This is a genomic window from Chryseolinea serpens, from assembly GCF_900129725.1.
In the GTDB taxonomy this organism is placed as follows: Bacteria; Bacteroidota; Bacteroidia; order Cytophagales; family Cyclobacteriaceae; genus Chryseolinea; species Chryseolinea serpens.
In genome coordinates, this window is sequence record NZ_FQWQ01000005.1 from 722,975 (window position 1) to 746,980 (window position 24,006).

A 24,006-nucleotide genomic window follows, 5' to 3' on the forward strand; every position below is an offset into this window, starting at 1 on the left:
GCGAATTTTATTTTATTGATGAAATAAGCACACCCTCGACGATTTACCTAAACCTATATAGGGTCAAGATAAACGGTAGTTCCTTTGCTGCGCCGGAGAAGAGAGTTTTGCAGAGCGTCAATAAGTCGTGTCTTCCATGGATCAGAAAAAACAATATCGCATTGTGAGTGAAGTAACTTGCGAGGAACCGCAGGTTTTAAAGTTCTTCCCGGTAACTGGAGGCCGGTGAAGCAGTAGGTAAAGGTTTATTTTGACATAGACCAAGACCTCAGAATACACCGGTCAATAAGCCGATTCCAAAAAACATAAATATTATTCCAAAGATTATATTCATGACTCTGTCAAAGTATTTCCCCAAGATTTTCTTTGGAATGAAGCTGTCGCTATAGGTAAACTGCATGGTCACGGGCTTGTTTTTGATAGCGCAATAAAAAGAGTAGACACTCCAAATGATCATGAATGCCGAGAGCCATGGCCGCATTTTATGAATATCTAATAGCATCTGAAGTTCGTTTTTTTAATTCGATTGATTAACAATTTCGGATCAGCATCCCCAATAGCCCAAGTTGCGTCTTTTAATTAAATAAGTACATCTACGTACGTATAAACGTCCTTACATCCTTGATTATCAAGATGTAATTTTGATTTTTTTTATGCGATGAGGACGAGAGTGAAAGGCGAAAAAAGCGATACCTCCTTTGCCTGCGATGACCTGCCAATGCCCGTGATCATTTATCGTAGGGACAACGGGTGCTTGCTGAAATTTAATAAGGAAGCGAAGCGGGTGTTTGGCTTGCCAGTTTCGGGCAAGGCCTTGAATATCTCGGCCATCAGGTCAGAAAAGCTTATTAACCCACCAAAAAGCAGGTCCAAAAAGGCCGTCGATTTTGGCGCGGTAATCCATCGCACGAGTAAAGGTGAAGAGATTTTACTAAGGGTATTCCGCAAACCCATCCACTTTGAGGGCGCCGATTGTTTTGTCGACTTTTTAGAAGGTGTTGGTGCTGTTGCGATCAGGAATGAAAAAGCGAGTGCCAATCTCAGCGAGACCTTGATTTTTGGAAAAATGGGCAGCGCTGAACTAGACCTGCAAACTTTTCTGCTCACGGTTAGCAAGGAACTGTTTCAGTTGCTGGATGTGACCGTCAACGAGCCTCAGACAGTACCTGTCGAGCAATTTTTAAAGACATATATCCATCCTGATTTCCTGACAGAAGTTCTGCAGAAAATTGACGAAGGTATGAACGGCCATGCCGATAAGAAGAAAGTGGTCAATACAGCCTTTGAGATGATCACGGCAAACGGCAGGCGGATCTGGGTTAAAGCCATGGGTATTTTTAAAGGCAGCACGGCTTTGGGGATCCTTCACGATGTGACGGAGCCGGCAAAGGCGCAAGAGGCATTGGTGGAGGCTAACCAGTTGTTCGAGCGGTTGGCAGACAACGTTCCGGGGATGATTTTTAAATATCAGCTCAAGGATGAAAGCAGCGGCCAATTTCTTTATGCAAGCCATGGATGTGAGTCATTGTTTGGAATTTCGGCAGAAAAAGTAAAGGCGCAAGGATTAGCGCACATCGTTCATCCCGATGATTTACCCGTGATACGGCAAACCATGAAAGATGGATTTCATAATGATCTCCCCTGGGAAATGGAATTTAGGGTGATCATGCCAAACGGTTCCCTCAAATGGATAGCCGGCGCCTCAAGTCCATACCAGGAAAGGAACGGTGAGTATTGCTGGTTCGGATTCATGCATGATGTAACGGGGCGAAAGTTGGCTGAACTCAAGCGCATAGAGATCGAAAGAATCGCGCAGGAAAATCTTAGGGCACTGGAGACTGAAATGGAAAAATTCCATTCTTTGGTGGGAACCATAGATGGCATTGTCTGGGAAGCGGATGCCCGGACTTTTGAATTTAAGTTTGTCAGTAAACAGGCGGAAAAGATATTGGGGTATCCGGTTTCAGACTGGCATACACAGCCCGATTTCTGGGCGAATAGAATTCACCCCGAGGATAGGGATACGGCTGTTAATTTTTGCAGGCTATCCACAAGCGAATTGCGCGATCATGATTTCGAATACCGCATGATCACCCGCGAGGGTCGTGAAGTCTGGGTCCAGGACAAGGTCGCCGTCATTCATAGAGATGGCAAACCCATATTGCTTCGCGGCATCATGCTTGACATCACGGCCCACAAAATAACGGAAGAGGAGATAAGAAAAAGCGAGAGACGGTTCAGACTCCTGTACAACAACACCCCGGTGATGATGCACTCCATTGAAGTTGATGGGAAATTGAGCCGCGTAAGCGACTACTGGTTACAAAAAATGGAATATTCCCGGGAGGAGGTTCTCGGAAGACGAAGCACAGAATTCATGACGGCCGAATCGAAGGAGAAATCGGCTAAGAACTTGCCGAATTTTATCAGGTCAGGCGTGGCGAACAATTTGGAATTTGACTTTGTGACCAAAAGCGGCAAAGTTTTAAATACGCTTTTGTCGTCGAGTGCTGAGTATGACGAGCAAGGCAATTTTACGCGATCGATGACCGTGGTGACCGATATCACGGAAACAAAGAAGTTGGGGAAGCGATTGGAACTTGCCAATAGGGCCGCGCGGTTGGGTGTTTGGCAAATTGATTTTGCAAATGACTCCTGGGAGTGCGATGATAAGTTGAGAGAAATATTTGGTATCGGGGAAAATGTGCTTACCCGTGAGAAGTATTGGGCGATCATTCACCCCGATGAAAGGGAAGCCAAAATTAAGCGGGATAAACTCTTGCTGCAATCGACGGGCAGCCATTACAACGACGAGTACCGGATCATAAGGTCGACGGACCAGGAAGTGCGGTACATTAAATCGCAAGGTTTGTTTTTTCGCGATGAGCAGGGGAAGCCGTTAAGCGGCGTTTCCGTCGTCTACGATCAAACACAGGAGAAGCTGGCAGAGCAGAAAACACTTCAATCGCTGAGGGAGAAAGAAACGCTGATAAAAGAAGTGCATCACCGCATCAAGAACAATCTTCAGCTGATCTCCAGTATTGTGTATTTGAAGTTGTCCACTTTTAAGCAAAATGATATTCGCGAATTTTTGGAGGGCCTGCGACAAAAAATAAAGTCCATCGCCGTGCTTCATGAGCGCCTTCTTCAAACCGAGGAGCTAGACGCGGTGAACATAGCCGACTTTTTAAATAGGGTGCTCAAAGACATTCAGGTTTCATTTTATAGACCGGACCTGATGGTAAACGCAAAACGGGAGATTTTGCCGGTTTACCTTCCGTCGGACGTGGCCACGTATTGTGGGTTAATCGTGAATGAATTGGTTACAAACGCCATTAAGCATGCTTTTCCCTCCGAAAACAAGGGAGAGATCGTTGTCCGCTTCTTGCAAGAGGAAGGGAAATTTTTATTGAGTGTTTGTGATAATGGCATTGGCCTGCCGGCGCACGTTGCGCCACGGTCTAGTGGAAGCTTCGGGATGTCGCTCATTTACATTTTCGTGCAGCAGTTGGGTGGTGAGTTTTCGATCACCAGAGGAAATGGAACGGATTTTCAAATACGATTCCGCTGAATTTTCAACTGTAAACCAGAGGGATGATTCAAATTGAGGTGTTAAAAAAAGCAATTGAAGAGCAATGATCAATAAGCGTAACCTGTCTTTGTTAGTGGTAGTATTCGTATCAACGTTGCTCATCCTGGTCGACTACTTCACCATCCGGACAACATCGGCGGTGCGGGCCTACACGAATGGCGAGTCCCGTTACTCAAAAGGACAAAAGGATGGCTCGAAGCATTTGATCATGTATATCAGTTCCGGGAATCCGAAATATTGGGATTATTTTTTGAGAGAATTGAGAGTGCCGCTGGGAGACAGTGCTGCGCGGGTCGGCCTGATGAATAATGGTGAAGAAGCGACGATAAAAGATGGTTTTCTGCAGGGCGAAAACCATATCGATGACTTGGATAACATGATCTGGCTGTTCCAAAATTTCAAAGACGTCTCTTTTATGAGGAGGGCCATTCAGATCTGGAAACAAGCCGATGTCAAAATCGGTAAGCTTGTTTTGTTGGGAGGAGACGTCAGAAAAAAAATGGTGGCCGGCGGCTTCTCGTTACAAGAAAAGGAAATGGTGATGCAAGAGGTCGATAAGTTGACGCTGGAGTTAACAACGATGGAGCGGGAATTCAGCGATGTGTTGGGGTCTGCTGCCCGGGAGATCAATATTTACCTCTTTGTCCTGAATATCTTCTTGACGCTCCTGATCATCGGAAGCGCGGGAAGCTTTTCGATGATTATGATTCGGAAATTAAGGGCCTCCAACGAACGATCGAAGGAGACGCTGCAAGCTTTGCTCCTGAGCGAACAGCGACTCAAGGAAATTCTAAACCGTTTTGAAAAACTCTCCGATAATATTCCGGGCTTTATCTATGAGTTCTGCATGCGGCCGGATGGCTCCACGTATTTCCCGTTTGCCAGTAAAGGAGTAAAAGAAATTTACGGTCTGTCGCCAAGCGAAATTTCGGAGGATGCTATGCCGTTGTTCGACCGCATGCATCCCGATGATCGCGAGCGGGTAGGCAAGGAAATAGAGCAAGCGGCCAGAACGTTGTCCGGTAGGGTCAGCGAGTTCCGTATTCATACGCCGGGTGGCACAACAAAATGGATGAGAACACAGGCCACGATCGAGCCGCAAAAGGATGGCAGTTTCCTGTGGTATGGTTATACGTTTGAAATAACCGAACTAAAAAAGGCGATGATAGTTTTGGAGGAATTGCTTAAGGAAAAGGAGGAACTCATTTCTGTGAAGGATAAATTTTTCAGCATTGTTTCGCATGACCTGAAAAGCCCGGTCAATACCCTCCACAGTTTCATCCTGTTGATCGAGAAATGTATTGACGACTTGTCAAAAGAGGAAATCAAAAAGATGGTGAATGAGATCAACAAAGCCTTCCAGGGCACCAAAGCCTTGATGGACGATCTCACCACCTGGGCGCAGTCGCGAATGAATGGAAATGGAACAACGCCTGAAAACATCGATCTAAGAAGGAACATTGATGCTATGATTTCCCTGGCCATGGAAAGTAGTGCGGTAAAACAAATTGCCATTTCCTATAGCGGACCGAATGTACTGCCTGTTTACGCCGACAGCTACCAGGTCGATTTTATCATTCGTAACCTGCTGAGCAACGCCATTAAGTTTACGCCAAGGGGAGGTGAAATTGATATTTGCGCCCGTACGGAAAATGGGTCTGTAAAACTGTCGATCCAGGACTCCGGCATCGGCATTTCGTCGGTGGACCTTAAAGATCTTTTTCAAATGGGTAAAGTCAGAAGTACGAGGGGAACCGAAGGCGAGAAGGGAACGGGTTTGGGACTCGGTCTTGTAAAGGAATTTATTGATAAGAATGCAGGAGAGATTGCCGTGGAAAGCACGAAGGGCAAAGGAACAGCATTTCATGTAACCCTGCCACGGGGTGCATCATTTGGAGATCGAATCACCCGGGACTGACGAGTTAGGGAACACGTTAATATTATCAGAGGAAATACGTATGTCGAAAGCGCGCATCATGATCGTTGAAGATTCTTTTATTGTAGCCTATCACTTGCAGGCTACTTTGGAAGGAGAAGGTTATACGGTTTTAGAGAAATTGGATTCCGGGAGTGCGGCGATTGAGTATGCCGCGCAGAACCGGCCGGATTTAGTTTTAATGGACATTATGCTCAATGGAGAATTGGATGGCATTCAAACCGCCTCCATCTTGAAATCGAGATACAATTTGCCGGTGATCTACATCACGGCGCTGACAGATAAAGACACCATTCAACGCGCGAAAATTACCGAGCCCTATGGGTATTTGACAAAGCCCTTTGAAGACCGTGAAATTTTTACGGTGATCGAGATGGCGCTCTATAAACATGAGATCGAATCAAGGCTCAGGCAAAGCGAGGAGAAATATTTTACGACGGTACAATCGATAAGCGATGCCATTGTGATCATAGACGACCAGCACACAATCTCCTACCTTAACCCAAAGGCGGAGGCCATCACCGGCTATAAATTGGGGGAGGCTCTTGGAAGGAATGTGGCTGATATTATGTACCTTCGGAATGAAGCAACCGGTGAATTCCCTGTTAACCCAATTCAATGCGACATTGTCTCTCACCACAATACAATGCCCGAGGGATTGCTGTTAGGTTCCAAACAAAACGTGTGGGTGCCCATAGGAGAGGGAAGTCTGAGTCCGGTTATTGATGCGCATGACAAACTGATCGGTTTGGTTATGATATTCAAGGATTTGTCGGAGAAGCGAGCCAATGAAAGGATGGCGAAGGACTTTGAAAAACAACGCCTCAGCGCACTCATCGAGGGGCAGGAAAGAGAGCGAAGCCGCATAGCGAAAGACTTGCACGACGGATTAGGTCAGATACTAAATGCCGTAAAGATGAACGTGAACGTATTGGTGACGGACAAACGGACAGCGCAGGATTTATACAAGTTGCTGGATGAAGCGATTATTGAATCCATACGAATATCCGAGAATCTTTTGCCTTCCAAACTAAGGGATTTTGACCTGGCGACGTGTTTGCGCTCGATGTGCAGACAAATGAACGAAGCGGTGAACATTCCTATCTCGTTTCAATCGATGGGTATTCCGGCACGGCTGGAACAAACCCATAAAGTGAATTTATATCGAATTGCACAGGAAGCTGTTACCAATGCCATCAAGCATGCTCACGCGAGTTCCATTACCGTGCGCTTGAGCGAAAGACCGCAGGCCGTTCACCTCAGTATTGAAGACAATGGAAAGGGGATCCGTCCGGCAAAAGACGATCGCAACCACAGCGGACTAGTCAATATGCGTGACCGTGCAGAAATTTTGCAAGGCAAACTTTCCGTTAAACCCGGCCCTGAAGGAGGCACCATTGTTATGATCGAAACACCTGTTCATCCCAATTAAAACCCAAAATGAAAAAGCATAAAATCATGTTAGCCGATGATCACGCCATGATCCGGGCTGGCGTAAAAAACTTGCTGAGAGAATCAGAAGACATTGTCGTAATCGGGGAAGCAGAGAACGGACGTCAGGCTGTCGATTTGTATGAAGAATTGAAACCCGATCTGATCATCCTGGATATCTCCCTTCCGGATATGAACGGCATGGAAGTGACGCAAAAAATTTTGGCCTTCGATCCCAGTGCGAACATATTGATGCTTTCCATGTACGATGATGAAGATTATGTCGGCCGGTGTATTGAAAATGGCGTGAAGGGATACGTCGTAAAGAATGAAAGTGGGGAAGAGCTGGAATATGCGGTTCATACCATTTTGGAGGGCAAAACATACTTTAGTCAGGCGGTACATAAAGTGATCCTCAACAAATACAAACGAGCTGCGGTCAAAAAGAAGGAACGGCATGAAGACATCAGGCTGACGGCCCGCGAAATCGAAATCGTCAAACTAATCGACGACGGGCTCACCAGCCAGCAAATGGCCGATAAATTATTCATCAGCCCCCGTACCGTTGAAACCCATCGGGCCAATCTCATGAAGAAATTCGCCGTGAAAAACTCAATTGAACTGGTGAAAAAGGCGAGACAGATGAATATTCTCACTTAAAGCCACACCCCGCCCTACGTAATTTTCCTTACCGCTGCTATGTAGTTCTACGAAACGAAATTCAATAAAAACATGTATTGAGCCAGGCATTTCCTTTTCTAAACTTTGAATGAAATAGGAAGGGATATACCATGGATCAAGCGATCGGAATGAAGCCGGAGTGGGAGAGGGGAAAGCAAATGCTGGCTTTGGAAAATCCGGGCAAGCCGTTTTTTGACAATACATTCGAAATTATTTTTTGGTCTTCTCCCGGCGACAAGATCCTTTTTGGCAACAAACTCTTTTTTGAAGGTTTTGGATTTGACAACGACCACCGCGCAAAAGATTTTCCTGTCTCTCATTTGTTTGTCAATCCCGAAGACTACCTCCGTATAAAATTCAGATTACTATCGGGCGAATCGGTCCGGCAGCACGCCGTTGATTTTAAAAGGCTAAATGGAAAGAAAATCGTTGCATGGTTAAATGCCCAAAGCCTGGTAAATGAGAGAGGGGAGACCGTTTTTAATTGGACCGTCCTGGATATTTCTGAGCGAGTGGAATTTGAGCGAAACCTGGAGCAAAAAAATCTGCAATTGGCGAAGATCAACAGCCAGATGGAGAAGTTCCTCTATAGTGCATCACACGATCTCCGCTCACCCATTACCTCGATCATGGGCCTGGTGAATCTGACCCGTCTTCACACCAGCGACCGAACCATCATGGAATACGTGGAAAAGATTGAGGCAAGCGCGCAACGCCTCGACAACATTATTCAGGATATCATCCGTTTTTCGAAAACTACCTACAAACACATCCATAGCGAGAAAATTGAATTCGATACGTTGGTATGGAAGGTGATCAATGCGCATCGCGGCAGTGAAAATTTCAATCGCTTGAAGATTGGGGTGGCCGTTCGGGGAGAAGGGGCTTTCTACAGCGATCCGGATAGACTGGAAATCATACTGGAAAATTTGATCCGGAATGCTATCCAATTTCAGGATGCGGCCAAGGTACGGCCGTTTCTTCACGTCCTTGTGAACGTAGTGCCTGAGCACGTTACCATTGAAGTCCATGACAACGGAATTGGCATCGCCCGGCAGTACTTTGATCAGATCTTCAATATGTTTTACAAAGCGTCCATCCAATCGAAGGGCGCAGGTCTGGGGCTTTACATTGTGAAGGAGGGAATTGAGCAACTGACCGGGAATATTTCTGTCGAGTCTGAAGTCGGATTTGGCAGCGTGTTTAAGGTTTTTATTCCCAATAGCCCGAAGGGGAAATTGATCAACCGGAAAAATCAACTCAAGCATGAGAAGGTGGACGTTAGGTAAGTATAACTACGGGGTTTGAATCCGTATAACATCTGAATTCAAAATACAGGATTCCTCTGAATTCCGTCTACATAAGGTGTAATACCTTTATAAAAAATCGAAATCGATTTCTAACGAGATGATGTATGGATCGAGAAAGAAATTTAAATGTTCAGGTTCAGTATTCAATAAATAAAGCATAGGACCGTGGACCCGGAACAAACCATAGACAGAGAATCCAGTTCCGCAAGGACGCGACTGGAGGCTCAGCCAAGGGAAGGAAACGCAAATAAATCGAAATCTAAAACACCGAGGAAAATGAACAAAAATTTGTACCAGGAAAAGGAAAATGGGGCAGGCGGCGGTTCGTCAACCGGAGCAGGTGCTTCTTTAGTGGAAGATCTTCAAAAGCGATTGCAGGAAATTCAACAGCTGGCCGATCGGAACGTGCAAGCGCTCAGCGCGGCGGTGGATGCCATCATTCAAATTGATGCCCAAAGAAATATCATTTTCTATAATGCGTCGGCCGAAAAGATGTTTGGTTTCAGCAGCGCGGAAGTAATGGGCAAGAACGTGAAAACGATCGTTCCCATGGAGCACCAGGGCGTGCATGATCAATATGTAGAGGACAACGTAAACACCGGCGTTAATAAAGTAGTAGGCATTGGACGCGACCTGGAAGCGACGAAAAAAGACGGAACGAGATTCTGGATCAATCTTTCGTTGAGCAAAACGAAGGTGGCCGACGAGACTCAATTCACAGCCTTTATCAAAGACATCACGCAGCAGAAGAATTCGACGCTGGAAATTGAAGGCCTGCAGCGCGAATTGAAAACCCGCATGGATCAGATCAACGTGGCCTGCGTAGTCTCTGAATCTGATCTGAAAGGAGATATTACGTATGTGAACGATTTGCTTTGCGAAGTATCTCAATACACCCGGGAAGAATGTATCGGGCAACCGCATAGCATGTTCCGGCACCCGGATATGCCAAAGTCGGTGTTCAAGGAAGTGTGGACAACCATCGGCAAGGGAAAAATTTTCAGAGGCGTAATTAAAAATCGCAAGAAGGATGGAAGCCCGTATTGGGTTGATGCGTTGATCGCCCCGGTATTGGGTCCTAACGGTAAGCCCATCAAATACATTGGAGTGCGTTATGTAATTACCGAGCAAATTGTGAAGCAACAGGAGCTTGAAGGGCAAATGAATGCCATCAACGCGTCCACAGCCTATATTGAATTTAATGTTGACGGCACAGTGTTGAAGGCGAATGACTTGTTTCTGAAGACCGTCAAATACGCACACGAGGAAATTGAAGGAAAGCATCACCGCATGTTTTGTGAGTCTGTCTATACAAGTTCCCGGGAATATGAACAGTTCTGGGCGAATTTAAGAAATGGTAGTGCTCAGGTGGGTGAATTTAAGCGAAGGGCTAAAGACGGTTCGGACGTTTGGCTCCAAGCAAATTATACCCCGGTGAAGGACGAAAAAGGAAACGTGGTTAAAGTCATCAAATTAGCCAACGACATCACGGGGCAGAAATTAAAGAACATCGATTTCCAGGGACAATTGGAAGCCATTGGCAGGTCAAATGCGGTGATCGAGTTCAACGTGGATGGCACGATCATTACGGCCAATGACAACTTTTTAAAGACCGTTGGCTATTCCTTAAGTGATATCAAAGGAAAACATCACCGCATGTTTGTAACACCTGAGCATGGACAAAGCGCGGAGTACAAAAATTTTTGGGATTCGCTTAGACGGGGAGAATTTTTTGTGGGAACGTATACCCGGATCAACCGGCGCGGCGAGGAAATCTATCTTCAGGCTTCGTACAATCCAATCGTAGACTTGGATGGCAAGCCGATCAAGGTAGTGAAATACGCGTTGGACATGACAGAGGTGATCCGCGTAATTAAGGCCATGGCGAAAGGAGACTTGAGCCTGCGTTGCGACACATCGGTGGATAACAGCGGACTCACCGCGGAGGTCAATAAAACCTTGGAAAATCTCAATAACGTGTTGGGCAATATCAGTCAGGGCTCGGATGTCGTCGCTAAATCTTCCGATTTGTTGCAGAAGAAGACGGATGACATGAAACGCAATACGACCGAAGTAGCCTCGGCCATTTCGCAAATGGCAAAAGGAGCACAAGATCAGGCTTCACGCACGGATGAATCTTCCAAACTTATTAATCATGTGATGGCGTCCGCGAATGACATGGAAAAACGGGCCAACGTGATCAACAAAGCTGCCGAGAAAGGTCTTGAGGGCTCGAACCAGGGAATGCGCACCGTGAAAATACTGGTCAACAATATGGGTGGTATAAAGGAATCCGCAGCGCAAACCTCCCAGTCCATTGGTGTGCTCACCAAACGTACGGAAGAAATTGGTCGCACGTTGAATGTCATTACCGACATCGCCAGTCAAACGAATTTGCTGGCGTTGAATGCGGCCATTGAAGCCGCCCGCGCGGGTGATGCCGGAAGAGGCTTTGCCGTAGTGGCGGAAGAGATCCGCAAGTTGGCAGAGGATTCACGGAAGTCGGCGGTTGAGATCGAAAAGATCATAAGCGATGTACAGCGCGACACGCAAGCCGCCGGGAAGGCCATCGAAAACATGGAGTCGAGTGTGAAGGAGGGAAACAAATCGAGTGTTGAGGCGGAGATGATCTTCCAGGAGATTGCCAAGTCGAGCGAGGAAACCTTTGGCGCCTCTAAAGAAATTCAATCCGCTACGCTGACGCAGAAGGAATCGATCAGTTCAGTGGTCAAGAATTTCGAACAGATTGTGGTGGTGTCGGAGGAAACGGCGGCGGGCACACAACAAGTTGCCACCTCCAGCCAGCAAATGAGTAGTGGGATGATGGAGATCGCAAAAGCCGGCGATGAGCTGTCGGCCGTTGCTGCAGAACTTCAGGCAGGCATTCAACAATTTAAACTTAAGAAATAACAACAGGCCCGTTGCCGGTATCGTCCAATGTAGGGTTGGGCAATCCGGTAGGGCTTGTGTTAAAAATCCTGTTTCGCCTCAAAAACATAAGTATGAAAGAAGACATAAGTACAGAGAAGCAAAAAAACAGTGCCAGTCGTGCGCTGCAGGTTGTGGTATTTAAGTTGGGCAATGAGGAGTATGGACTGCACATCGATCAAATTAAAGAAGTGGTAATCACACCCACGATCACGCGAATGCCGCAAACCCCTTCGTATGTGAAAGGTGTGGCCAATATACGTGGCAACGTGATTGCGATTTTTGACCTGGAAGACCGCTTTAACCTTTCAGGCATCACGCAAGACCAGGGAAGTAAGTATACCCTGGTGGTGGAAAGTGAAGATGTAAAATTAGGACTGCTTGTAAATGAAGTTCCCAATACGGTGTCGGTAAATGCGTCCGATTTAGACGAGTCGGTGGGCATTGTCAATGATGCCAGTGTAGAAACAAATTATATAAAGGGCATTATCAAAGCGGGACATCGCCTGATCATTCTCATCGACATTTTTAAAGTGATCGACCAGGAGATGGCAAACACGCTAAAGAAAACAGCAGTGGCGGCATGATCGAGTACACGTTAGCAATTGGTGACGTGGCCATTTCGCCAGGTCCCGCAAACTATACCTGCTTTGGACTGGGATCTTGTATTGGTCTCTTCATCCAGGATCGGACTACCGGCCTTTCCGGCGGCGCGCACATTCTTCTGCCCGAAAATGACAAGGGGCCAAACGACTGTGCAAAGTTTTACAACGTTTCCACAGCGTTAGAAGAGATGCTCAACCGGTTTAAGAAATGCGGAAATAGTCTCACGTCATTGCGGGCAAAAGTGGTTGGGGGTGCCAACGTGATTGGTGTAAATACGCGCGCCGGTTTAAGAAATTCAGAATCCGTGGTGAGCCGCTTGATCGCAAACAAAATTTTTATTGCTGCGCTCGATGTGGGCGGCAACTGGTGCCGGACGGCAAAATTTTGTGGCAGCACAGGAGAGCTGAAAGTTCGCATACCCGGAAATGGTCAGTGTAGAATTTATTAACTAATAATCAAACGAAACATGGCAAAGAGTGTATTGATCGTTGATGATTCTCTGTATATGAGAACACTCATTAAAGACGCTCTCGAATCGGGAGGGTACAGCGTGGTAGGTCAGGCGGCAAATGGTGAGGAAGCCATTGACTTGGCTTTTGAGCTGCAACCGGATGTCATCACATTGGATAATATCCTTCCCGATATGATCGGTACGGATATATTAAAAGTATACCAGGAGGAGGGATTAAAATCAAAGGTGGTCATGATCAGCGCGGTAGGTCAGGAGTCGGTGGTAAATGAGGGATTGCGGCTGGGCGCCAAAGCGTATATCGTGAAACCTTTCACAAACGATCAATTGGTAGAAGCTATCAACAAAGCATAACGCCCACATGCCAGCCCATCGCATTCGCACTGTTCTTATTGATGACTCGGCATTTATGCGAAAGGTCATCAGTGATATCATCAACAGCGACGAGTCGATTGAGCTTGTGGGAGTAGCGACAAATGGGCAACAAGGGGCTGCCATGGCAGTAGCATTAAAAGCAGACGTTGTCATTACGGATATGGTAATGCCAGACTATGATGGGTTGTATGTGATAAGTTCCATTATGGAGAGCAGCCCCCGGCCTATTATTTTGCTAAGTTCATTGGAAAAAACGGACTCGCGGATCTTTGATGCGCTAAAGTATGGCGCTTTTGAGTTTATCGACAAGCCTGCCGACATGGAGCAGGTGCGGGTTGGAGATTATCGGCTATTGGATCTGATCAAGGAAGCCTCCAGGATCGACTGCACCTTGCTGAAAGCAAAACAGCTGGCAAGGGCAAATAGTCACGTTCATAGTTTTGGTAAAACCCTGAACTATGAAATTATTGTGATCGGCGCGTCTACCGGTGGCCCGGGAGCGGTTGAAATCATCATCAATAATTTGCCAAAAAATCTGGAGATCCCCGTGGTTATTGTTCAGCACATGCCAACCCGGTTTTTGGAAACATTTACAGAGCGCTTAAATGAAAACAGCCCCCTTCCTGTTCAATTGGCCCGCAAGGGTGAAATGGTAAAAGGTGGAATGATCTATATCGCCCCCGGCGAGGTCAATACGCGCATTGAGAAAAATCACCTCACCCATGCGCCCATGTTTACATTCACGAGCAAGAAGTATGATGAATTTAACTATCCTTCCGTGGATTGTCTCTTTGAGTCGGTAGCGGATACCTATGGCAAGCACTCGATCGGCGTAATTCTCACCGGCATGGGAAAGGACGGAACCATGGGACTAATGAAAATAAAGGAAAAGGGAGGCTATACGATTGCACAAGATGAGGAGTCGTCGGTGGTGTTTGGCATGCCCAAAGCTGCCGCTGAAAGGGGGGCCGTAAAGCAGGTGGTTAGCCTAAAACAAATCCCTGGTTTCATAGTAAGCTGTTTATAGACCAAGTTTAAAATCAACGCACATGAAAAATAAGGATGACGAATACGAAGAGATTTTTCTGGCAGAGGCGATGGACAATTTCGAAGAGATCAACCGCTTGTTGACGCTCTTGGAGAGAAACAAAAACGACAAAAATACAATTCATGCGTTGTTCCGCATCACGCACACCTTGAAGGGCAACGCTTCAGGAATGGGGTTTAATGGGATCTATGAAATAGCGCACGTTCTGGAAGACCTGTTTGGAGAAGTACGCGATGGGAGAATGACGTTGGACGAAAATCTATTCACCTCGATGTACAAGGCGGCAGATGTCCTGGGTAACCTCATCAACAGCATTAAAGACAAGAGCGAAGTAAAATATAAAGGAATAAAAACCAAGTTAGAGGTGCTGATCAAGCGCGCCAAAGAGCGCACAACCGATGTTCAGCACACCGAGACTAGCGTCAACAGGCCGTTGGTCCTGGAATCGTCCGAAACAGGTGTGGAAGATGCTTTCCGGTCAGATGAGGTTGGGCCCGGTGAGTCAGACAACAAAATTTCATTTTCCGATCTGGTGCAGGTTCCGGTTCGCAAGCTTGACAATCTCCTGAACCTGGTCGGGGAGCTGATCATTGAAAAAGACAGGATACTGGCCACGCAAGCGAGCAGCGGGTTGCATGCTTCGAATGAATACGCGCGGTTGAGCAGGATCAGCTCCGATCTTCAATATTCGGTCATGGATGTACGCCTGGTCCAGGTGGGATTTCTCTTCAACAAATTCCATCGTGTGGTACGGGATGCGGCGTCGGTCGAGGGAAAGGATGTTGTGTTAAAGCTGGAAGGAACCGATACTGAAATTGATCGGAACGTGCTGCAGGTGATAAGCGATTCCCTGATCCATTTGATCCGCAATTGTGTCGGCCACGGCATTGAAGAACCCGGTGAGCGCGTGAGCATGAAAAAGCCAAAGGACGGGGTGATCACCCTCAGCGCCCGCAGCGAAACGGATGCCGTACGCATTGAGATCAGCGACGACGGAAGGGGATTGAACTATCAGAGAATAAAAGCCAAAGCCATCAGCAAGGGATTGATCACTGCTGAGGATGCTGAAAAATTAGGGAATGCCGATTTGAGCATGCTCATCTTCGAACCCGGATTTTCTACCATGGACGAAGTAACGGCCATCTCCGGCCGGGGCGTTGGCATGGACGTGGTAAAGAAAACGCTTGATTCCATTGGAGGGACCATCCGTTTAGCCAGCACAGAAGGAGAAGGAACCGTCATTCAACTCACGCTTCCCTCTTCCATGGCGGTGAAATCATCGTTGTTGTTTGAATTGAAACGTGAAGTATATGCCATACCTCTCGCCTACACCGAGTCGGTCATTTCCCTTTACAAGACCGACATTCACAAAGCGGGCGGCGGACTGGTAGCGACCCACCTGGGCAAGAATATCGCGATTGTTTTTTTGCAGGATGTTTTTGAGCAACAAGCTGAAAAGGCAGGCGCAAATAGCAAACTCTTCCAGGCCGCCTTTGACGATACCCACCCCGAAACGAAGTTGGAAATTGTCGTAGTGAATTTTAATAATCGCGCGGTAGGCATTGTGGTAGACAAGCTCTTGCAACAAAAAGAAATTGTAGAAAAGCCATTGATGAAACCGGTCGACCGGATAAAGTTTATCAGTGGTTTTACGATCCTGGGGAGCGGCAACGTATGCCTGGTGTTGAACGTACCCTATTTGCTGAATTTTATCTTTAGCCTCTCCGCACAACATAAATCTTCAAAGAATTTTAACCTAAACTAGGCTGACTATGGATAATCGAAGCCGTGAGAATTTCCTGATCCACGTGATGAACACCGGTTTTGAAAGGGCGGCAACATCTTTTTCCAGGCTGATCAATAAACAAGTTGTCATCAGCAATGCTCAATCCGTCCTGATCCGTCACGACGATAATTTTTCGTGCCTGTCGGAGGGGGAAGGCGACTTATACATATTGATCACTCAGATTATCGGCGAAATATCCGGAAAAAGTTTCCTGATTTTTAATCAGGACGAAAGCCTTGAGATATTTAAGGCAGTCGGCTTGAATGTCCAGGATACGGTGCTGAACGAAGCCTTTCTGTTGGAGATGGATAACATCATGTCGGCCTCGGTCGTCTCGGAGTTGTCCAATGCGTTGGGGCTTGAAATATATGGAGATGTTCCCCAGTTGGTAAAAATACATTCCCGGAACTTACAGGAATTTATGGAGGCGGAAGTGAGCAAAGACGATCCCTCCAGCATTATTTTTTCGAATACCACGTTTCAGTTTGAAAAACGCGGAAGGGTTCATCCACAGTTTATTTGGAAAATAAGCAGTGAAGTCTTTGAATTAATCCCAAAGAAAAAAGTATGAAGGCCGGAGTAATCGCCGCCTGCATGCTCTTCCTCGTTGCTTTGGCCGGCACCGGGGTGATGTGTTGGTCCGGCAATTCTGGACATGAAAGTTGGTTTGCAGTGGGCTTTGCGATAATGACCTTGTTGTCGGTAATGGTCATGATAAATGGAGGGATGCGATATGTACTTAAGTTGTTGGTAGAATCCGACAAAATATTAAGCCAGGAGAAAAAGTATTCCAAGTGGTCTTTCAATAACCTCATCCGCCTGCAGCAGAATCAAACCTTGTTACATAAAAAATTTGAGACCACGGCCAACTTGATTGCCAACTTATCCAGCAAAGAGATGACCGGTGAGGGCCCTGCAAATGATGCCATTGGAAAGGCCCTGCAAAATATTCGCACGGAAATGGTGCGCATAAAAGATGAAGAGGACAAACGCGCCTGGATCAACGAGGGCCTTGCCCGGTTCAGCGAAGTATTGCGAAGTAAGACTGAAATAGCGGATTTCGGAAATCAGATCATTGGCAATTTGGTAAAGTATACCAACGCCAATCAAGGTTCGCTATTTGTTGAATACGAGAATGCAGAAGGAGCCAGATATTTGCAGTTAACGGCATGCTATGCCTATGAAAAGCGGAAGTATCTGGAAGGCAAAGTTTTCGAGGGCCAGGGCTTGTTGGGGCAGTGCATGCTCGAAAAGGACTTCCTTTTTCTAACGGATGTGCCCAAGGATTACATAAAAATTACATCGGGCCTGGGTTACGCGACGCCTAGAAATATTGTGGTTGCGCCATTGATGGTCAACGACGTCTTTTGTGGCGCGATTGAACTTGCCTTCTTTGAAGTGATGAAACCCCACCAGGTTCAATTTCTAAAAAGAGTATGTGAGGATATTGCGTCTGAGATAGCTTCCATTAAGAGTATCCAACAGACACAGGTGCTTTTGGAAGAATCGAACGCGCTGACGAAAGAATTGCAGTCGAGAGAGGAAGAGACAAAGCAAAATCTCGAGAAGCTGGCGACTGCACAGAACGAAATGGCTCACCAGCAAGCTGAACTTTCCGGCATTATTAACGCAATTGACATTACGTTGGCCACGGCTGAGTTCGACCTGACTGGGAACGTGAAGGGAGCCAACGATATTTTCCTGAAGGTGATGGGATTTGAATTGGCCGAGCTCACGGGAAAGAATTACGACTTTCTGATGGGGCATGATCAAACGGTGGTCATGATGTGGGAGAACCTCAGACTGGGTAAATCCTTTTCGGGTGAGTTTAGGATGAAAGACAAGACCGGGAGAGCGTTCTGGCTGACAGGCACGTTCAACCCGATTGTAGTGAGTGGAGATGCCCCGAAGAAGATCGTGATGTTTGCCCAGTTCACGACACAGGAAAAGGAAAAGATGAGCGATTTGAATGGGATGGTTCATGCCCTGAAATTGACGCTCCCGGTAATCGAATTTAACGATCAATTTTCCTGCAAAACCGCCAACGACAAGGCTATGAAGATCTTCGGCGTGTCTCGCCTGGAACTTCGAAACAAAACGATTCTGGACTTTATTTCACCGTATTATCATTTCGCCTGGAAGAAGAAAGCCGCCGAAGTTTTAACAGATGAATTTTCAAATATCATCCTCCCACTGGTCACGCCGGATCGCGAAATTTCTTACGAAGTAACACTTTCCGTTATCCGGAATCCGGAGGGCAGAGTAACAAAGGTGGTCGTGATCCTGGTGAAGGAGGTCAAAGAAAGCGTATCGGTTTTAGCCGCCATGTAAGATGCCCCTTGAAACTGTTAGCGAAGCGGAGATCCAATCCTTCACCCAAAGCATTCTCACGCGCTATGGCATCGATTTCACGGGCTATGAACCCAAGTCCCTGCGGCGCCGGATCATTCGCGTGATGGGCCTGTTCGATTTGTCTTCCATCCATGACCTGTGGGTGAGATTTTTGCGCGATCCGAAATTCATTCATGTTTTTATGAACGAGATCAGCGTGGGCATGACCTCCATGTTTCGCGATCCGGTTCTATGGAAAAACCTAAAAAACATTTTAGCCAACGAATTTAAAGTGCGCACCACAGTTTCGGTCTGGCATGCCGGCTGCTCAACAGGAGAAGAAGTCTACTCGCTAGGAATTCTTCTCAATGAATCAGGCTGGCAGAAGAAGACTACAGCCCTCGCGATTGATATCAATACCGCGGCACTGGAAGAAGCCAGAAGCGGAGTCTATCCTAAATTCAAGATGAGCGAGAATAAAGCAAATTATCGACAGTTCAATACCCACCACGATTTCTCAAACTACTTCACCACCGATGGCGAGAATGCCATCATGAACCCCGATTTGATAGCCCACGTCACTTTCCGCTACCAAAACCTGATCACCGACCCAACCCCAAACCATTTCGACATTATTTTTTGCAGGAACGTAATGATCTATTTTGACGCGACCACCAAGATCCGCCTGCTGGCCAAATTCTACGATGCACTAAATACAGGAGGCTATCTGATCATCGGCTTTTTTGACACCATGAGTCACCTGATCGACAACAAAAAATTTCTCCTGGTTGACGCCGAAGCCAAAATTTTCCAAAAAATTTAGCCCACCCATACCCAACCTCGCCCTCACGCCCCCTATCCCAACCCCATTTGAACCCAACGACTACAGGACCGCTGAATTCCCGATTCAGTCCCGGCTACTGACTGACTACTGACTACTGACTACTGGATTCTGGCTCCTGGATTCTGGCTCCTGGATTCCTTGGCACATTTTTTACGGTACCCCAATTGATCTTGTTGAAATCACCGCTTTTAATTTCACCCAATGACCGAACCCCTCGGATTTTGCGAAGAGCCTAAACAAGTATTATCAAGCCTGCTCATCAGCAAGGAGAACAATTCCATGATCGGCATAAGCTCTCAGAAGCTCGATCCCCCAACCTTGGTCACCGTCGTCAAAGAGATCATCCTCGACAGCGAATTGGTCTTTTTGCTGGCCCCATTCGATGCAACAGGGCATATGCTCAATTGCACCGTCTTGAAATTTTCAGAAATCCAGAGCGTGGTCCCCTTCACCTCAAAATTCGTAAACCCACTTCTTAAAAAAATCGAAGGCAAGAGTTCCTGGCAACAACAACTTTATTTCTCCCTGTTCCCCACGGATGAGTTCCGATTTTGATGGACCTTTTGGCGTTCGACCTTTCTGAACGCGCCCATCCGATGATTGATCAATGCGTATTTTTTTCTACGCGGTGGGTATTTTTATGCTCAATTCCACAACATCAGCGGATGCATTTTATTCGATTATCTTAAAAGATAATGATGAATTTATTCGCAGTAGGTTAACATGAGTATACCTTTAAATGATCCTGTCACCTTAACGTTTACCCATGAAATTTTTCCGATGCTGAAGCCCCCATTTCACCATCACGTCCAACACGTCATTGAACGACTCCCCCGATTTAGTTAATTCGTATTCAACCGTTACCGGGATCGTGCCGTGCACGGTTCGGGTCACGATGCCGTTCACCTCGAGATCTTTCAGTTCCTTCGACAGCATGCGAGGTGTTATTTTGGGGATCTCGCGCGCGAGTTCTTTAAATCGTTTCTTTCCAAAGTGCAGCGATCCGATAATGGGTAGCTTCCATTTGCCGTGGATCACGTTCAGGGTGTCGTTCACCGCCAACACATACGTTCCCGAACATTTCTTCACCTGTTCCAATTCTGATATTTTGACCATAGCGACTTTTTGTTAGCTGATATACTAAAGTATACCGGTATACTTTAGTATAGTGATTACTTATGTATAGCAAATGTAGGTAATTTTGAAGCCACTTAAAAAACGAAAAAATTATCCATGAAAAAGAACATTGTATTTTTCTTCCTTTTGCTGTCGCTTTCCTTCCATGCCTCCTTTGGCCAAACCTGGTCGCTGGATAAGTCCCATGCCAAACTTGAATTCAGTGTAACGCACTTGATGGTCTCCAACGTAGAGGGCAATTTCAAATCTTTCGATGCCAAGATCACGTCGGCACAGGATGACTTCTCCAATGCCGTGATCGAACTTACCGCCGACATAAACTCCATCAATACGGACGACGACCAGCGCGACGGCCACCTGAAAAGCCCCGATTTTTTTGACGTAGCGAAATTCTCCACGCTCACCTTCAAGAGCACTTCCTTCAAGAAAGTGGGCGACAAAAAATATAAGGTGGAAGGCAACCTCACGATGCACGGGATCACAAAAAAGGTCGAACTGGATGTGACCTTCAACGGAACCGCCATTCATCCCTATACAAAAAAGACCATCGCCGGATTCAAGGTGAGCGGCAAACTAAAGCGCTCTGATTTTGCCATCGGCGCCACCGTGCCAGGAGCCGTGGTGAGCGATGAGGTTGAAATCAGCACCAACGCTGAGTTTGTGAAGGGATAAGCCAACGCAGCCGTTGAAAGCTGCCAAATGATATTTACTTCCGGACGGGCCAAAGTGCCCGTCCTTTTTTTATGGAATTCCTTCCAGGATCCGGTTGCGTCGTCGCCAGTCGTTTCCCCTTTTCAAAGGCATGTAAGGATTTGAATTAATCTAAAGTAATTCGTCAGCGATATTGACATTACTTTAGGGGAATTCACGGTCCCCATTCCCCAATGAAAAACATAAACCTAAGAACCGTTTTACGATACTTGTATGAGCAGCTCACCGGCAACTTCGCCGGCTTCCTCATCGGCGTATCGGCAACAGGCCTTGTGTCACATTTCTTCGAAACCCGGAGCATCAAAAACCTGTGGGGACTAACAGCAAAAAAGACGATCGTCAACAAAGAAACATTTCACCAATTGGAGTGGATCATATCCATCGTCTTTGGGTTCATCGTCTTCGAGATTGTAACGAAGGTGATCAAGGAAAGACTGGAGAGAAATTTCCCTAAAATAAAAATGGTTGTTTACCGGTGGATCATCCGAAAAGATCTCCACTCCAAAGTAAGGTCCTTCATCCAGGTGACCAAAGGCAAGAGCCTGGTTTTCTATGCAGGTGTTCACCAAGGCGTGAAACAATCTTTTAAAAATCGCCTCAAATCATAACGACACGTAACGCAAGAGCCCATAAAAAAAGCCTGGATCACTCCAGGCTTTTTTATTTATTCCGATCACAGATCGAAGGCCACCGCCGTTGTTGGTGTCCCACCAACAACCTCTCTAAGCTACCTTCAACTTGCTATACTGAGACTTACTAAACTTCTCCTCCGCATAAGCTCGGGTAATCACCAAACGGTCGAGGTTCTTCTCCGAAGGCAACTCGAACATCGCGTCGTTGATGATCGCTTCGCAGATGCTGCGCAACCCGCGCGCACCCAACTTGAACTCCATCGCTTTCTCAACGATGAAATCAATCGCGCCATCTTTGAACTCGAGCTCGATGTTCTCCATGTCAAACAGTTTCTTATACTGCTTCATCAAAGCATTCTTCGGCTCGGTGAGGATCTTCCGGAGCGCTTCGCTATCCAGGGGATTGAGGAACGACACCACGGGGAGGCGTCCGATCAATTCCGGGATCAAACCAAAGCTCTTCAAATCCTGCGCGGTGATGAACTGCAACAGGTTGTCTTTGTCTAAACCGGGATGGGCGTTGTCGCTTCCCGCCACAAAGCCGAGGGGCCGTGTATTCAGACGGTTAGCAATGAAACGGGAGATGCCTTCAAACGCACCGCCGCAAATGAACAGGATGTTTTCGGTATTGACCGTGATCATTTTCTGATCCGGGTGTTTCCGGCCGCCTTGGGGCGGAACGTTAACCGCCGTGCCTTCCAGCAATTTCAACAGGGCCTGCTGAACGCCTTCACCGCTCACGTCGCGGGTGATGGAAGGATTGTCCGACTTGCGGGCGATCTTGTCGATCTCATCGATATAGACAATACCGCGTTCCGCAGCTTCCACATTATAATCAGCCGCCTGGAGCAGGCGGGTCAAAATGCTTTCAACGTCTTCGCCCACATAACCGGCTTCCGTCAACACGGTGGCGTCGGCAATACAGAAGGGCACTTGCAACAGTTTGGCCAGCGTGCGGGCCAGGTAGGTTTTGCCGGTACCGGTTTCGCCGGCCATGATGATGTTCGATTTCTCGATCATCACATCGCTGTCGAGCTTCCGTTGCATCAACCGCTTGTAGTGGTTGTAGACGGCCACCGACATGATCTTTTTGGCTTCGTCCTGGCCAATCACATACTCATCCAGGAACTTCTTGATTTCCATGGGCTTGATGAGCTTGAAATTGGGGGAAAAACCGGCTTCGGTCTTGCTTTTCTTTTCCTCGCCCAGGATCTGGTTTGCCTGGGTCACGCACTTGTCGCAAATGTGCGCGTGGATGCCGGAGATCATCAGGTCAACGTCTTTCTTGCTTCTGCCGCAAAATGAACAGGTAACTTCAGCCATAACTTAAAGGAATTTAAAATAAAACCGATGTGCCAAACTCACTACAAAAGTAGTGAATATTTGGCACATCGGTGTGAAACGGATATCGGGCGAAAAGGATCAGATCTTTTTGCGCTCGAGCACTTCGTCGATCAGGCCGTACTCTTTAGCCTCAATTGAACGCATCCAGTAGTCGCGATCCGAGTCTTTTTCGATCTTTTCGTACTTCTGGTTGCTGTGCTTGGCGATGATGTTATACAGGTCTTTTTTCACCTCCAACGTTTGTTTCAGGCTGATTTCCATGTCCGACGCCTGACCCTGCATGCCGCTCATGGGCTGGTGGATCATGATGCGGGAGTGGGGCAGACCCGATCTTTTCTTGGCCGCACCGGCGGTGAGCAACACGGCGCCCATAGAGGCGGCCAGACCCGTACAGATAGTGGCCACGTCGGGGTTCACATACTGCATGGTGTCGTAAATGCCCAAACCGGCATAAACTGACCCACCCGGGCTATTGATGTACATGATGATGTCTTTCTTGGGGTCCGACGACTCCAAAAACAGCAATTGGGCCGTGATCAGGTTGGCGATCTGGTCGTCGATGCCCATGCCCAGGAAGATGATCCGGTCAGAGATCAGCCGCGTAAACACATCGATGGCGCGGAAATTCCCAGGACGCTCTTCGATGACGTACTGGGTCATGTTTTGGATTTTTTGTGCGTAACTGTCGATCGTATTGCCGCTCATGCCCATGTGGTGAACAGCATACTTTCTGAATTCATTGTTATAGTCCATAATTTGAGGTTTATGATACGATTTTTTTGAGGTAGGATGCCGGCGTGCTTGCTCGCCGGTAGAACAATCATAGGCATCCTGATGCTAAAATA

Annotated in this window: 20 protein-coding genes; 17 read left to right on the plus strand and 3 right to left on the minus strand. The window is 47.0% G+C overall.

Translation table 11 applies throughout. From position 1 onward, the window contains the following. Positions 1-670 precede the first annotated feature (670 nt). From BUB30_RS31195 to BUB30_RS31265, 15 genes are all read left to right on the plus strand, one after another. Entirely contained in the window at positions 671-3,571 is a 2,901-nt protein-coding gene (locus tag BUB30_RS31195; protein ID WP_178377242.1) for a PAS domain-containing protein, read from the plus strand. A gap of 64 nt (positions 3,572-3,635) precedes the next feature. Further along, entirely contained in the window at positions 3,636-5,510 is a 1,875-nt protein-coding gene (locus tag BUB30_RS31200; protein WP_073142393.1) for a PAS domain-containing sensor histidine kinase, read from the plus strand. A 58-nt stretch (positions 5,511-5,568) separates the two neighbouring features. After that, positions 5,569-6,960 carry a response regulator gene (locus BUB30_RS31205; RefSeq protein ID WP_178377243.1) on the plus strand — a complete coding sequence of 464 codons (1,392 nt, stop codon included), beginning with the start codon at positions 5,569-5,571 and terminating at the stop codon, positions 6,958-6,960. A gap of 8 nt (positions 6,961-6,968) precedes the next feature. Then, positions 6,969-7,619 (plus strand): response regulator transcription factor, encoded by a 651-nt coding sequence (locus BUB30_RS31210; protein ID WP_073142396.1) that lies wholly within the window; start codon positions 6,969-6,971, stop codon positions 7,617-7,619. 131 nt (positions 7,620-7,750) lie between these two features. Further along, the gene (locus tag BUB30_RS31215; RefSeq protein WP_073142398.1) at positions 7,751-8,929 is read left to right on the plus strand and encodes a sensor histidine kinase; all 1,179 of its coding nucleotides are present in this window, start codon (positions 7,751-7,753) and stop codon (positions 8,927-8,929) included. Between the two features lie 297 nt (positions 8,930-9,226). After that, complete coding sequence (locus tag BUB30_RS31220; protein WP_073142400.1) at positions 9,227-11,860, plus strand: PAS domain S-box protein; 2,634 nt, start codon at positions 9,227-9,229, stop codon at positions 11,858-11,860. A 92-nt stretch (positions 11,861-11,952) separates the two neighbouring features. Next, positions 11,953-12,465 carry a chemotaxis protein CheW gene (locus BUB30_RS31225; protein ID WP_073142509.1) on the plus strand — a complete coding sequence of 171 codons (513 nt, stop codon included), beginning with the start codon at positions 11,953-11,955 and terminating at the stop codon, positions 12,463-12,465. Next, complete coding sequence (locus BUB30_RS31230; RefSeq protein ID WP_073142401.1) at positions 12,462-12,932, plus strand: chemotaxis protein CheD; 471 nt, start codon at positions 12,462-12,464, stop codon at positions 12,930-12,932. Before BUB30_RS31225 ends, BUB30_RS31230 begins: the two co-directional genes overlap by 4 nt. Positions 12,933-12,950: 18 nt before the next feature. Then, positions 12,951-13,307, plus strand: coding sequence for a response regulator (locus BUB30_RS31235; protein ID WP_073142403.1), 357 nt, complete (start codon positions 12,951-12,953; stop codon positions 13,305-13,307). 7 nt (positions 13,308-13,314) lie between these two features. Then, a complete protein-coding gene (cheB, locus tag BUB30_RS31240) occupies positions 13,315-14,355 on the plus strand; it encodes a chemotaxis-specific protein-glutamate methyltransferase CheB (RefSeq protein WP_073142405.1) in 1,041 nt (346 codons plus the stop codon). 22 nt (positions 14,356-14,377) lie between these two features. Further along, entirely contained in the window at positions 14,378-16,141 is a 1,764-nt protein-coding gene (locus tag BUB30_RS31245) for a chemotaxis protein CheA (protein WP_073142407.1), read from the plus strand. A gap of 7 nt (positions 16,142-16,148) precedes the next feature. After that, the gene (locus BUB30_RS31250) at positions 16,149-16,733 is read left to right on the plus strand and encodes a chemotaxis protein CheC (protein ID WP_073142409.1); all 585 of its coding nucleotides are present in this window, start codon (positions 16,149-16,151) and stop codon (positions 16,731-16,733) included. After that, positions 16,730-18,493, plus strand: a complete 1,764-nt coding sequence (locus BUB30_RS31255; RefSeq protein ID WP_073142411.1) for a PAS domain-containing protein — start codon at positions 16,730-16,732, stop codon at positions 18,491-18,493. The genes BUB30_RS31250 and BUB30_RS31255 overlap by 4 nt, the downstream gene beginning before the upstream one ends. Position 18,494: 1 nt before the next feature. Beyond that, complete coding sequence (locus BUB30_RS31260) at positions 18,495-19,316, plus strand: CheR family methyltransferase (RefSeq protein WP_073142412.1); 822 nt, start codon at positions 18,495-18,497, stop codon at positions 19,314-19,316. Between the two features lie 222 nt (positions 19,317-19,538). After that, positions 19,539-19,892, plus strand: coding sequence for a hypothetical protein (locus BUB30_RS31265; protein ID WP_073142413.1), 354 nt, complete (start codon positions 19,539-19,541; stop codon positions 19,890-19,892). Between the two features lie 198 nt (positions 19,893-20,090). On the opposite strand, the gene BUB30_RS31270 is transcribed toward BUB30_RS31265, so the two are convergent. Then, the gene (locus tag BUB30_RS31270) at positions 20,091-20,453 is read right to left on the minus strand and encodes a winged helix-turn-helix transcriptional regulator (RefSeq protein ID WP_073142415.1); all 363 of its coding nucleotides are present in this window, start codon (positions 20,451-20,453) and stop codon (positions 20,091-20,093) included. A gap of 117 nt (positions 20,454-20,570) precedes the next feature. Here BUB30_RS31270 and BUB30_RS31275 point away from each other — a divergent pair, with 117 nt between their 5' ends. Both BUB30_RS31275 and BUB30_RS31280 read left to right on the plus strand, forming a co-directional pair. Then, on the plus strand, positions 20,571-21,146 hold the full coding sequence (locus tag BUB30_RS31275) for a YceI family protein (protein ID WP_073142416.1): 576 nt from the start codon (positions 20,571-20,573) through the stop codon (positions 21,144-21,146). A gap of 212 nt (positions 21,147-21,358) precedes the next feature. Continuing rightward, a complete protein-coding gene (locus tag BUB30_RS31280; RefSeq protein ID WP_073142417.1) occupies positions 21,359-21,793 on the plus strand; it encodes a hypothetical protein in 435 nt (144 codons plus the stop codon). A gap of 114 nt (positions 21,794-21,907) precedes the next feature. On the opposite strand, the gene clpX is transcribed toward BUB30_RS31280, so the two are convergent. Together clpX and BUB30_RS31290 are read right to left on the minus strand one after the other, a co-directional pair. Further along, positions 21,908-23,140 carry an ATP-dependent Clp protease ATP-binding subunit ClpX gene (clpX, locus tag BUB30_RS31285; RefSeq protein WP_073142419.1) on the minus strand — a complete coding sequence of 411 codons (1,233 nt, stop codon included), beginning with the start codon at positions 23,138-23,140 and terminating at the stop codon, positions 21,908-21,910. A 99-nt stretch (positions 23,141-23,239) separates the two neighbouring features. Further along, on the minus strand, positions 23,240-23,914 hold the full coding sequence (locus BUB30_RS31290; RefSeq protein WP_073142421.1) for a ClpP family protease: 675 nt from the start codon (positions 23,912-23,914) through the stop codon (positions 23,240-23,242). Between the last annotated feature and the right edge of the window lie 92 nt (positions 23,915-24,006).